The 13667-nt window shown below is 36.4% G+C and carries 7 protein-coding genes; 6 read left to right on the forward strand and 1 reads right to left on the reverse strand.

Features of this window, described 5'->3' with window-relative positions:
• Both Q0871_RS12335 and Q0871_RS12340 read left to right on the forward strand, forming a co-directional pair.
• Window positions 1-6195 carry an AAA domain-containing protein gene (locus Q0871_RS12335; RefSeq protein ID WP_299323781.1) on the forward strand — a complete coding sequence of 2065 codons (6195 nt, stop codon included), beginning with the start codon at window positions 1-3 and terminating at the stop codon, window positions 6193-6195.
• Entirely contained in the window at window positions 6192-7532 is a 1341-nt protein-coding gene (locus Q0871_RS12340; protein ID WP_299323787.1) for a hypothetical protein, read from the forward strand. The genes Q0871_RS12335 and Q0871_RS12340 overlap by 4 nt, the downstream gene beginning before the upstream one ends.
• A gap of 129 nt (window positions 7533-7661) precedes the next feature.
• Here Q0871_RS12340 and Q0871_RS12345 read toward each other — a convergent pair whose 3' ends face one another.
• Window positions 7662-8678, reverse strand: a complete 1017-nt coding sequence (locus tag Q0871_RS12345; protein ID WP_299323792.1) for a WYL domain-containing protein — start codon at window positions 8676-8678, stop codon at window positions 7662-7664.
• 165 nt (window positions 8679-8843) lie between these two features.
• Here Q0871_RS12345 and Q0871_RS12350 point away from each other — a divergent pair, with 165 nt between their 5' ends.
• From Q0871_RS12350 to Q0871_RS12365, 4 genes are all read left to right on the forward strand, one after another.
• Window positions 8844-10250 carry an RtcB family protein gene (locus Q0871_RS12350; RefSeq protein WP_299323797.1) on the forward strand — a complete coding sequence of 469 codons (1407 nt, stop codon included), beginning with the start codon at window positions 8844-8846 and terminating at the stop codon, window positions 10248-10250.
• Between the two features lie 689 nt (window positions 10251-10939).
• Window positions 10940-12331 (forward strand): RtcB family protein, encoded by a 1392-nt coding sequence (locus tag Q0871_RS12355; RefSeq protein ID WP_299323802.1) that lies wholly within the window; start codon window positions 10940-10942, stop codon window positions 12329-12331.
• Window positions 12332-12437: 106 nt separating this feature from the next.
• Entirely contained in the window at window positions 12438-13130 is a 693-nt protein-coding gene (gene prfH, locus Q0871_RS12360; protein WP_299323807.1) for a peptide chain release factor H, read from the forward strand.
• Window positions 13121-13486 carry a hypothetical protein gene (locus Q0871_RS12365; protein WP_299323811.1) on the forward strand — a complete coding sequence of 122 codons (366 nt, stop codon included), beginning with the start codon at window positions 13121-13123 and terminating at the stop codon, window positions 13484-13486. The genes prfH and Q0871_RS12365 overlap by 10 nt, the downstream gene beginning before the upstream one ends.
• Window positions 13487-13667: the final 181 nt, after the last annotated feature.

The raw sequence follows: 13667 nt of genomic DNA on the forward strand, positions 1-13667 counted from the left end.
ATGGAATTTGTAAGAGTTTGTCCTGCTTGCCAAAGTGAACGTCCTGTTCAAGAGATGTATTGCCAAAATACGGTCAACGATGCTACGTGTAGTTGGTTGTTAATGAACGTTACACAAACACCTAAGGGCGGTAAAATAGAAATTAAAAATACCCCTATAGTCAACATTGCACGCCACTGTACTAACGGACACGAAGTACAGCCAAACGACTTTATGTGTATGGAATGTGGTGCAGATATAGAAACAGTATCCACACCTCAAAAAAATGCAGATGCTAAGCAAATAGACGAATATCAGATTGTAAAAACTGTAAAGACACAACGCACCACCAAAGAGTGTTATATCGTTAAAGACACTGCAGATAAAGAATATTTTCTCACCCTATATTTCGAAAACAGCGAGCCAGACAAGGGCATTTATAAGGTATTGGACAAAAAGGATACCGACCATGTTGCAACACTCATAAAAACGGGTACTTGGAATGGACGATTTTTTGAGGTCTCAGAGCGTATCGCAGGTGGATCTTTAGATAAATTGGGGTACTTAGAATTAGACAAGATTGAAAAACTAGTAGATGAGGTTGGCCGAGCCATACACGACCTTTCTGAAGCAGGCATACGACACCGCGATATTTGCCCTACTAATATACTCTTGAGAAATTCAGAAAGTTTTGATCTTGTAATTATAGATTTTAGTTCGGCTCGTTTGTCTGATTATGACCTTGATACCGACACGCCTATAGAACTTACTAGGTACACCGCCCCAGAAGCGATTATTGGCGGAATTAGTCCCGCTTCAGATTGGTGGAGCCTTGGTATGATTGTTTTGGAACACATTACAAAAGGGGCTTTCTTTGACAATATCAATGACAAAGCCTTTATGATACATTTAATCACTAGGGGTGTGGATATTCCGCCTTCTATTGATGAGCGCATTTTACTTTTACTTAAGGGATTACTTTACAGAGACCCAGTTAAACGTTGGAATTGGGAACAGGTTGATAAATGGCTCAAAAATGAAGAGGTCTTAGCTCCTGTAGAACAGCATACAACAACTACAAAAAAAGAAAAGAAGATTACGTTAGGTTCTGAAAGCTACACCAATGTTGCTTTTTTTGCACTAGCCGCTGCCGAAGAAGAACATTGGGAAGAGGGTTTATCGCTTTTTAATTCTGGTTCTCTTGCAAGTTGGGTAAGTGAAGTACTTGGTAATGACCAAAAATCTGCTGCCGTACGTAATCTTAGAAACAAAGAAGACATTGCGCTAGAATGGCGCTACCCACTAGCCTTAATGATCTTAAACGAGTCATTACCGTTAACTTGGCGTGGACAGATCGTAATCCCGGCATGGCTAATAGGGAATACGAAAGAAGCTATTAAACTTGTTGAAAGCCAAGTGCCCGATTATCTTGCAAGTATCCAGCGAGAAAAGTGGCTTACACAACTTAAAGAAAGAAAAGCTAACATTGCGCGTAAAGCCAAAAATCAGGCAATTCAATTAGACAACGATAAGTTTTTAATCTACAGCCTTAGTTCTTCTCGAGTTAAACTTAAATCTGAATTAGATTTCTTACGCCGACTCTACCCGGATGCTCATAATGGCGGTCTCTCAGATGTCATGAGTAATCTACGTGTGCGGGAAGAAGATATGATACTTGTTTTAAGTGCCAACCGTGATCAGTTTATTACACTTGAAGAACTTTTAAACAAGACGAAAAAACTTGCAAAAAAGCATGATCTAGAACTCAATATTCCTTTTTATGAAGCATGCCTTGTAAAGTATAGATTAGAGATTTTTGAGATGCTCAACAACCATTTAGAAGGTTTCTCTCGCTGTAATAATGAAGCGCTAGATAGATGGGCAGATCGTTTTAGAATTGAAAAGCGATTGCCCATAATACCTTCAGTTTTATGTCTTTCCGTACCAAAAAATAGATGGATTGCCCCACCTAAACATGAATACGGCTCTAGCTTATTACGCCATTTTGAGAAAAAAGTTGTGTACGCTTCTTCTAGAGGACCATTGGTTAGGTTAATCATATCAAAACACTCTGCACGTATAGATTTAAATGAACTTGGCACAAGCTTAAAAACTACGGAGAAACTTGTTCAAAACATTCTTAAAAGGTCTACAGGTACTGAAAATGTAGACCCCTTGGCTTTCAATAAAAATGCACTATTAGCAAGACGCACTAGAAGAATGCTGCTTAAAGCTGCCAATTTTAAAAGAGATACGGGACTAGATTCCCTGTTTATGGGTTTTCCTTTTTTGATCGCCCAACAGAAAATGACCCACAGGCCGCGCATAATGCCTATTCTATTATGGCCCGTTCATCTAGACTTTAGCTCACGGGCAACTACATCTCTAAAAATCAGTTTTGATTATGCCCAAGGTGAAGTAAGACTGAATCCTGCTCTTGCAAATACATTAGATCCTGATAGCTACAAAAAAATAGAAAAAATAAGCCGTGAGATTCTTGGGAGACAATCGCTGCATAGTTCTGAAATTATAGATGCTTTTAGCGCATGTTTTCCTGCCAAGAGCAACGAGCTTGCCGCCCACCCTAGCGTTAACTTTAAAAGAGATGAAGTTGGAACGGAGCTTCATCCATCTGCAGTATTCTTTAATGCTAATTTTACAGGTCAGGCTATTAGTGAAGACTTAAGACTATTACAAAAATTACCGCATACAGGTTCGTCAATGGAGCCTATCTTAAAAATATCTGAACCTGAAATTATAGAACAGGTTGCCGATAGTACAGAAAATGACCGCTACACTACAATGGCAATTGACCCATCTCAAGATAATGCCGTACTAAAAAGTAGAACAGCTCCAGGTATTGTAATAGAAGGTCCACCGGGTACAGGGAAAAGTCAAACCATTGTCAATATAATTTCAGATTGTATTGGTCGTAAAGAAAAAGTATTGGTCATTTCTCAAAAGAGAGCTGCAATACAAGTTATTCTAAAAAGATTACAGGCTGTAGGTCTAGAAAAGAGAGCTTTGTTGATTACAGACTTAGCAAGAGACCGCCAACCCATAATACAAGGTATTCGAGAACAAGTAGCGCATTATTATTCTCAACCTTACAATCAAAATACATTAGATAACCTTGCACAGAAACGCGAAAATCTAGGAAAAAAAATTGATCGAATAGAGGCTAATCTTGATGTACTATCGCATCAAATTCATCTTGTAGACGAAACTTCTGGTTTAAGCTATCGCAATGTACTTTCAGAATTAATTGATATTACCTCTAAAGAATACATTGAAGTTCCAGAGCTGAGAATGCTTTTTGAAAACAGCACTAGAAATAAGCTTAACATCCATATTGAAGAAATAAGTAGTTTAATAACAGACTGGGTTCCGTCTAAATATGAAAACAACCATCTTCAAAACCTACAAGTCACTTCTTTTGACAGCACTACAGAAAGTGTATTAACCAATGACTTAAAGACCTTTTACGAAGCAGAGAAAGAACGTGTACAATTCATTAAAGAAACCTCTGGAAAGTTAGACACCCCAAACGCCGCCCATTATAGTGAATGGTTAACTGAACATAAAGAAGTATTACTTAATGTATCAAAACCGCAGGCTTCTCAAAGTCAACTCTGGCTAGACCTTCTTTATGATGAATTTGACAACCGTTCTATAGGAGATGATATTCATGATAAACTTCTCAATTTATTAGCGCAAGTAGAACTATTGATATCCAATTATCAAGACGACCGATTCGCTCAATATTTTGATTCTTTAGATGATGAAAAAGTATTGAAATTAAATAAAGCTTGTGCTACCTACTTGAGTACTTCTAGTTTAAAAGTGCTCAATCCTTTCTATTGGCTATCTAAATCACAACTTAAAAAAGTAGCGAATAAGCACAATCTTCAATTAACCGAAAAAACCGTTAGAGAATTACAAACTGCCGTAAGCTATGAGAACAATTTTAGAGCTTACTGTAATGAATATGCCCAACATCTGGTAAAGCTAAAAACCAATTCGCTCGTTATAGAAGAACCAAGACGACTAGCGGTAGACATAAAATCAACTGCGCGTGAACTTGAACAAGCCAGTTCATTAGTACGTATTTTAAAAAGCTGTCCAGCGAAAGAAGAAGCAAGAACAGTTTTAGAAACCGGAAATGAAAATGGGTATACAGAATTTTCAGTTGCTTTAGAAAGTGCCAGCAAACGTTATAAAAACAGGCAACAATCTATTGAAAAATTACAGGTGCTAGAAAAATGGTTAACACCAGAATCCGTCTCCGCATTTAATGGTGCAATAGTGCAAAACGACACCGACTTAGACATAATGGAGAATATCATTGCTGATATGACTGCTTTTGTTCCCTATCAAAAATTCAGAATACGCTTCAATGACAGTCCGTCTAAAAATAAGCTCATAGAAATATTCGCTATTCTCAGAAACTACGAAAAAGAAATATCAAGTTTTTCTCAGGAAAAATGGTCAACTATTATTGGCACTTCACTACATCGTGAAGGTTTATTGGCTTGGAAGCAGCGTATAGAAAAGTCATACCCATCCATGCTTATGGCCGAGAGCGAGGTACTTAATAAAATTAGTGATCTAGAAGATAATCTAGAGGCAATGAAAGCGCTTAATCGGAATATTTTAGCCCTTAACTATAATTTTGATGATATAGAATCGCAAACCGCATGGAATAGTATTACCAGATTAAGAGGTAAGAATTATAAAAAACTCCGTGAATTTATTTCGGAAGGTGAGCCTTTAGGCCTATTAGAATTAAGACCTGTTTGGCTTATGAATCCAGAAGTGGTTTCTCAGGCATTACCGCTACAAGCCGGTATGTTTGATGTTGTTATTTTCGACGAGGCATCGCAAATGCTAGTGGATCATGCCATACCTGCACTTTATAGAGGAAAACGGGTGATAATAAGTGGTGATGAAAAACAAATGCCCCCTACAGGATTTTTTACTAAAAAATTAGAAGAGAATGATGATGAACTAGATCAGGCAGAACTTGACGAAGACCATTCTGAAGAGGAGCTTGAAAATTATGAGGATGCGTGGAATAAAAAAGAGGTAAAAGACAGTCCGGATCTTTTATCACTGGCTAAAACAGTTTTGCCTACCACTACCCTACAAATTCATTATCGATCAAAATACAAGGCGCTCATCAACTTTTCCAATTATGCGTTCTATGATGCCATGCTTCATATTCCTGCATATCACCCTAAAGAAGAAATTACCGTTGTAAAGCCTATTGAAGTTCTTCGTGTTAACGGAATCTATGACGAACAAACCAATGTTGCAGAAGCAAATACCCTAATTGAATATTTAGCCGAACATTGGACGCTTCCTGAACACGAGAGACTAAGTACGGGTATTGTTACCTTCAATAAAAAGCAGGCAGAACTTATAGAAGATACCATAGAACAACATGCTGCACAAGATGATACATTTGGACGTGCACTAACCATAGCACGTAATAAACAGCAAGATGGAGAGGATATGGGCTTCTTCGTTAAAAATGTGGAAAATGTTCAAGGAGATGAACGGGATATGATTTTATTCAGCACCACTTTTGGTATTAACCCATTAGGAGCCTTCCGTCGTAATTTTGGAGCGCTAGGACATCGCGGTGGTGAACGCCGTCTTAATGTGGCTATTACCAGAGCAAGAAACAAAGTGGTAATTGCCACCTCTATGCCTACCCAAGCAATATCAGATATTTTGTCTACAGGTAGACTAGCCTCTAAACCACGGGACTATATACAAACCTATCTTAACTATGCGGAAATACACTCTAACGAGCAAATAGATATTGCTACTAAAACTTTACGTCTTTTATCCACTAGTGATCATCAACAAATAACAAAGGTTAGAAATGATGGATTTAAAAATATCGTTAAGGCATTCGTTGAAAGCTTAGGCTATGAAACTGTAGAAGACAATGAGAACTCCGTATTCTATATGGACCTTGCCATTAGAGACAAAAAACGTGGTCATTTTATATTGGGTATAGAATGTGACGCCCCGTATGATAGTCTTTTAAAGCAGGCTCGTTATAGAGAACTGTGGCGACCTAAAGTTTTAAAAAGGTCCATTCCACATATTCACAGAACCACCTCTTACCAGTGGCTTGAGAATACACAAGAGGAGCAATTAAAATTAAAAAACGCCATTGAATTGGCACTTATACAAAATACATGAGCGGACCTAAAGTAGTATGTATTGTTACACCACAAGAACGACAAATCATAAAAGATCGATGGCTATCACAACTTGCATATGCCTTAAAACGAACTGAAGATTATGCTAGAAATAATAATCTATTAGACAAAGATTTGGAGAAAGGCTTAACAGAAAGATATGAACATTTTGCCAATTTAACCATCGATGATTACTTGCAAATTGAACAAGAAGTACCGCAACAAATTGAATTCTTAAACGCTGAATTAAAGAAATTACAAAAAAAAGTAGCTAGCGAGCGTACCACAGATTGGGATAGTTTTAAACATCTAAAAAGTACCCATAACGAGTTGAAAGCACTATCAATAGAAAATAATATTTCTATTGAACCTTTTAATGCTCCGAGTATTATCACCAAGAGTCACCTTGCCACATATAAATTGCAAATAGATAAGTTATATGAAGTGCTACAAAAATCTATCTCTAAGGTAGATGAGTTATCTGAAGAACAATTAGAAATGCAGCAACGTTTATCGCAAGGCGATAGTATGTTATCGGTCACTGCCTGGAAAGCAAAACTACCAGGAACAAGGTCACGATTAAGAAAACTAGAAGATACCCTCAAAGAAATGTATGTTCATGAGATGTCTCAAGAAAAAATACAAACATTAATAGATCGTTGTAGTTTACTTGATTCAAGCGAAGCAAACTATGAGGTTCAATTAGATTCTCTTATTATTGACGCTGCAGAGTTTACTAAAAATGAACTTGCACTTAGAGAAGCTCGCGAAGATTTAAGTAATAGCTTATTACTCATAGAAACACTAGGCGAAGATTTTAAATTTATTCCACAGTGGAGAGAGAAACTCGAAAATTCGTCACTTACAGATTTGTTAGAAACCGCTGCAAAAGCTAGTGCATTTTATAAGAATACTTCAGAAAACCGAATCGTTGAAGCAAGAAGAATAGCCATAAAATCTGCGCTTGAAAAAGCAGGGTATACCATAAACGAAACAATGCAAACTGCATGGGTAGAAGATGGTCGTCTGGTCGTAAAAAAGGAATCAAATTCACTTTACGGAGTTGAAATTATGAGTCCGACAAACCTCAACCGAATACAAGCACGTGTTGTAGCTGACGAGAACCGATCTAACGAAAGGTCTCCGAGTCTTGATAAAAATGAAGAGGAAACATGGTGCGATAACATTGACCATATAAGAACCTTATTAGCTGATGAAGATCTTGAAATAATAATTGATAAGATGGAAGAGCCCGGGGCAATTCCTCTCAAAGAAGTGCCTTTAAATAGTGGGTATGAAAGTCGTAAGCAGGGTGTTGAGAATAAACGAAGGGAATAAAACCATGTTGCTACGAGTAACTCATGTTTAATTTTTATAGAAAAATGAAAAAATTAAAGCACTGTAAATGTTCAATTGAACAAGGATTTTTATTCTTAATACTAATTGATGGACAGGATTGAATTAAGCTTACTTAACATCATATAACTTCTTTGCTCTATTGACTCGTAGTGCAATACGCTTAATTAATCGCTCTGGCTGTAAAACCTTCATAGCTTCTCCGTAACCCAGTATAATTCGTTCTAACTCAAAATTCAATTTTACCTTAATACATATAACTATGCTACCGTCTTCATTTCTTTCTTCAATGCATTGCGAATGATGTAAAGGTTTTGTTTCAACGTATGGTGCGTGCCTTTGATGTACCCACAACTTTACATTACCTGCTCTTTCTCCTTGGTTTACAGTTACTCCAATTACATTCTTATAAAATTCATCTGCATTAAAATCTTCTTGAATATAAGGCTCAACAAAATTGTAATCAACACTTTTAATACGGTCTAGAGCTAGATTAACGACCCCTCTAGATTTTGCTCCTTTCCCAATTAGAAACCATCGATTATTGAATTCTTTTAATAATATAGGATGAAACTGAATCAACCCAGACTGCTTTGCTTTAAATGATTGATACTCTATTGTTAATACTATTTTCTTCTGAATTGCTTGGTACAATTCATCTAACCAATGAAGCCCTTTTAAGTTCTCGTTTTTGTCTAAGTGAATGATTGAAGCTTGATGTGTTTTCTCTGTGTACACCTTATCTTCTAAACGTTGAATAATGCCCCCTAATTCAGAAAACAATGAAAAGTCTTTAAATTGTTTTAGCATTTCTACAGTCTCCGAAAGTACGTTCATATCATTTTCTGTTAAAGGAATATCAGTAATGGAATACTCATCCTCCTCGTACTTGTAATATTTCTTATCGTAAACTTTTATCGGTGCATTATAACCCAACTTATCGCTTCGCATTAACTGAATATCCATTTGTACGGTACGCTTGCTTACATTGATTTCACGCCCCTCATATTCATACAAAGCATCTGAACAAGCTTCGATTAAATCATCTAATGTCCATTGACGGTATTTATTCTGAAGACATTTATCGATGGTTTTATAACGGATAAGTGCATTTTTATTGATAGCCATTTAACAATGTTTTTACTTAAAATAATAAATCAAAAACAACTACGCAAAATAATTGCGCACATGATTCTCAAGTTTGTACCAGAATCATAAAGGAGACGAGTTAAACAGTCTTCATGTAGTGCTCTGCCGAACGAATGGAATCGGCAGAGCTAATTAAAAGAAATTATGAAAAATACAGTAAACATCACAGGAAAAGAATTAATCGATTTAGGTTTTCGTTCAGGAAAATGGTTTCCAGAAGCCATAGATTATATTAATGCTAACCAGTTAGAAGGAGAAGCTATGTTAGATTTCTTAGAACAATATCGTTTACCACCTATGATAAATTTACATACTACTGCAGCAGAATTCGCTATAAACATTAAAGCGGAAAATGAAATGGAAGAGACCAATGTAACCAAAGTAGTTGATTCAATGAAAGTTTTGATGCGCACACCTACTACTGTCAATGGGGCTATAATGCCTGATGCATGCCCTACTGGACCACTAGGTACAATACCTGTTGGTGGTGTTGTTGTAGCAAAAAATGCTATTCACCCAGGTATGCATAGTGCAGATATCTGTTGTTCGGTAATGTTAACCGATTTCGGAAAAATGAATCCAAAACTAGTTTTAGACGCTGCTTATTCTATTACACATTTTGGACCTGGAGGAAGACCACGTGGAAAACAATTTCAATTGACTGAAGAATTATCAACGGAGTTTAAAGCCAACAAACTTTTGAATACTCCGAAAGATATAAGTCTTGCAATAGAACATTTAGGAACCCAAGGTGATGGTAATCACTTTTTGTTTGTTGGTATTTCAGAAAAAACAGGCAATACTATGATGATTACGCATCACGGGTCAAGAGCTCCAGGAGCTAGGTTATATAAAAAAGGAATGCATATCGCTGAACGATTCAGAAAAGATCTTTGCCCAGCTGCCTTAAAGCAAAATGCATGGATTCCTTTCGAAACCGAAGAAGGACAAATGTATTGGAACGCTTTGCAGACGATAAGGAAATGGACCAAGTTAAACCATGAGTGTATTCATAACTCCACTTTAGAAGTTCTAGAGATGGAAGCTGAAGACCGTTACTGGAATGAACATAATTTTGTTTTCAAAGATGGAGATTTGTTCTATCATGCTAAAGGAGCAACTCCGTTGGATGCTAAATTTATGCCTGATATTACGGGACCTAGATTGATTCCTTTGAACATGGCAGAACCTGTATTAATTGTAGAAGGTAAAACAACGGCAAACAATTTAGGTTTTGCACCACACGGTGCAGGTAGAAATATGAGCCGTACCCAACACAAAAGAAACAATGCAGATTTTACGAAAGAAGCCTTGTTCGATTTGGAGACAGAAGGGTTAGATGTTCGTTTCTTTTCTAAAGAAATTGATATCTCTGAATTACCTAGTGCTTATAAAAATGCGCAAACCGTTCGCTCTCAAATGGAAGAGTATGGTTTGGGAGAGATTATTGATAAAGTAATGCCTTACGGTTGCATTATGGCTGGAGATTTTCAAGTAAATGCACCTTGGAGGAAGAAACGTAGAGCAAGGGATAGCAAGAATTCTGAGTAATTCAACCTAAAATTTGGTTTGATTCCTAGAATTATCTCATATTTGCATCACAATAATAACAAAAACAAGAAAAATAGTACATTATGCTAAATCATTTTAATCACATACCGGACGCTGTAAAGCTAGGATTGCATCGAATTGATGGGTAGATACTATTAAAAACAGATACATAACTAGAGCGTCCAAGAAATTGGACGCTTTTTTTATGTATTTTTTTCAAGAATTCTCAAAATTCAAAAAGAATGCCATTTGAAAGCTAAGCACTTAAAAAACAGCAAATTGTTGAAATATGCTGCTATCCGTTAAACAACGGACAGGAATTCCTATACCTAAAATTTTATATAAACAATTGATAATCAATAAATTATAATTAATTTTATTTGCATAATCTAAAAAGACCTTTTAGATTTGCACCGCAATACAGCACATAACAATATTAAACTGAAGTATATGACTTTTTTAAACACATATCAGAATACGCTAAAGGCACCAAGTGCTTTAACTGCGTTGCTTCAGGACTTCCTATATACATAAATCTTCATACGATTATGATTAAAAGTCCGAAGCCTTAAAGTTTCGGACTTTTTTATGCCTATTAATTAAAGGCAAAATTTTCCGAGACATTTTATCAAATTAAGTATGGCTTTTCAAAAGTGGAACGGCCATTCTATTCTCTAAAATGAATTATCATGGGAAAGAAATTAAGTGGAAAAGACCTAATAAAATTGGGCTTTCCAAAGAACAATACTATCAATATTACTTTAGGTCAAATAAATAGGTATCACAAAAGAGTAAAAAAAGACAAGATATTAAGTGAAGCCAAAAAAGTGTTGTTGCATCCTGAAAACTATAAGGGGGATGGTGTTTGGGGCAAAATTGCTGAAAGTTTATTAGACCCGGTAATAGTAAAAAAACAAGCGCTGAGTTCAGTACGAGCACCTTTTCATATTTATGGCGAAAATGAAATTGAAGAGCAAGCAAAATACCAATTGTATGATGCTTTAAAACTTCCGATTTCTGTTGCTGGCGCTTTAATGCCCGATGCCCATAGTGGTTATGGTTTGCCAATTGGAGGTGTTTTGGCTACCAAGAATGCGGTGATCCCATATGGGGTTGGTGTCGATATCGGTTGTCGAATGTGTTTAACAATTTATCCAATACCGGTGTCATATATCAAAGGAAAGAAACACCAATTGGCAAATTTCCTTTCAGAGCATACCAAATTTGGAATGAGGGAAACTCACCAAATAAAGCATGACCATGAAATTTTTGAGCGAGATGAATTTAAAAATATACCTCTCCTAAAAAGATTAAAGGATAAGGCATACAAACAATTGGGAACCTCTGGTGGTGGAAATCATTTCGTAGAATTCGGAAAAGTCACTATTACAGACAGCAAGAACGAATGGGGTTTGAAATTTGGTGAATATCTAGGTGTATTATCCCATAGTGGATCGCGAGGGCTAGGAGCCAACATTGCTAAGCATTACACTTATTTGGCAACAAAGCAATGTCCGTTACCAAGACACGTTCAACATTTAGCATGGTTAGATTTAAATACGCATGACGGGCAAGAATATTGGTTGGCAATGAATTTAGCGGGAGATTATGCAAAAGCATGTCATGATGATATTCACGAAAGACTTGCTAAGCTTTTAGGTGAAAAGCCCGTGGCTAAAATTGAAAACCATCACAATTTTGCTTGGAAACAAGAGGTAAATGGCGAAGAATGTATTGTCCATAGAAAAGGAGCAACACCAGCTGCGAAAGGTGAATTGGGAGTTATTCCCGGTTCCATGACAGCACCAGGTTACATCGTTAGAGGTTTGGGCAACAAGGAGAGTTTAAATTCTGCTTCTCATGGTGCAGGAAGGCTTTTTTCAAGACGAAAGTGTAAAGAAACTTTTACGAGAAGTGAGATTAAGAAGCAACTAGACTCAAATGAAGTAACCCTTATGGGTGGAGGAATTGATGAAGCGCCAATGGCTTATAAAGACATCAAAAAGGTCATGGCTAATCAACAAGAATTGGTTGAAGTAATCGGAACCTTTACGCCTAAAATAGTACGAATGGATAAGTAATCATTAGTGTTCAGTTGGCAGTTGCAGCTAGTAGTATTATCTCAGCTGTCATTCTGAGCGCAGTCGAAGTCTTTAGAAAGCTAAAGCTAGGCTATCAATAAAAAATATGGAAAAAATTATACAAATAACATCTGGTAGAGGTCCAGTAGAATGTGGCTGGGTAGTTGCCCAAGTACTTAAACGATTTTTGGAAGAAACCAAGATGAAAGGGCTAAAACATATCATAATACACCGAGAAAAAGGAAACCAAAATGGAACAGTTCAATCGGTGACTATTCGCTTGGCAGGAGAAAACCTTGAAGCCTTTTTAGCAACTTGGTTGGGAACCATTCAATGGATTGGTATCTCTACATTTCGAAAATACCATAAAAGAAAAAACTGGTTTATTGGAGTTTTTGAATTGAAGCAAATGGAAAACATGAATGTAAATGATAATGACATTTCTTTTCAAACTATGCGAAGTACGGGTCCTGGTGGTCAAAATGTAAATAAAGTAAACTCTGCGGTAAGAGCAATTCACAACCTTACTGGGGTTCAAGTAGTTACTATGGATAGCCGCTCACAACACCAAAATAAAAAAATAGCAATTTCTAGATTGAAAGAAAAAGTAAACGAAGTTAATCTAGAGCAGTTAAAAATCAGGATGACAGATGAATGGGAGAATCATATGAATCTTCAACGAGGAAACCCTATTCGGGTTTTTAAGGGAAAAGATTTTAAATATCAAAAAGAGAATAAAAGCTTTAAGCCAAAACGGCAAAAGCTAAAAAACGATTTAAAACAACAAAAATGGGACTAACAATAACAGACACCTATTACTTAAAGGCAAAGGCGGCATCTGATTACGATTGGGACGAAGTTTGTGAATCACTAAATTATGCCTTGTCTTATGATGAAAACCACTGCGCAGCACTTTGTCTTTTAGGTAAAGTATATGGCGCAAACTTAAACCAATATGAAAAAGCCTTTTATTGCTTTGACAGAGTCATTGCAATTGATAGCCACTATCTGGGTGTTTATCCACTTTACGTTAAGTACTTAATTTGGGCTGATGAAATTGAAAGAGCAAATAAACTAATTGCTTTTTCCCTTACTTTAAAAGGGATATCAAAAGGAAATATATTTTGGCTTTCAGGCGTATGCGTTAGAAACTAAGGAAGCTTACAAAGATGCTCTGAAGTATCTTAAAAAAGCTAAAAAGCATTCATACAATGACGACTACTTCTCTTTTATAGAGAATGAAGAAAAAAGAATTAAAAAAAAGTTGAAATTGGATAAGCCCAAAGTAAAAAAGAAGAGAAAAAAGATAGATAAGTAAAACCTACTACTAAACCCT

The sequence above is a fragment of the uncultured Maribacter sp. genome (assembly GCF_947500985.1).
Taxonomy (GTDB): Bacteria; Bacteroidota; Bacteroidia; order Flavobacteriales; family Flavobacteriaceae; genus Maribacter.

Coding starts and splice junctions, on each gene's coding strand:
- Q0871_RS12335 (WP_299323781.1), top strand. CDS start 1: ATGGAATTTGTAAGAGTTTGTCCTGCTTGCCAAAGTGAACGTCCTGTT.
- Q0871_RS12340 (WP_299323787.1), top strand. CDS start 6,192: ATGAGCGGACCTAAAGTAGTATGTATTGTTACACCACAAGAACGACAA.
- Q0871_RS12345 (WP_299323792.1), bottom strand. CDS start 8,678: ATGGCTATCAATAAAAATGCACTTATCCGTTATAAAACCATCGATAAA.
- Q0871_RS12350 (WP_299323797.1), top strand. CDS start 8,844: ATGAAAAATACAGTAAACATCACAGGAAAAGAATTAATCGATTTAGGT.
- Q0871_RS12355 (WP_299323802.1), top strand. CDS start 10,940: ATGGGAAAGAAATTAAGTGGAAAAGACCTAATAAAATTGGGCTTTCCA.
- prfH (WP_299323807.1), top strand. CDS start 12,438: ATGGAAAAAATTATACAAATAACATCTGGTAGAGGTCCAGTAGAATGT.
- Q0871_RS12365 (WP_299323811.1), top strand. CDS start 13,121: ATGGGACTAACAATAACAGACACCTATTACTTAAAGGCAAAGGCGGCA.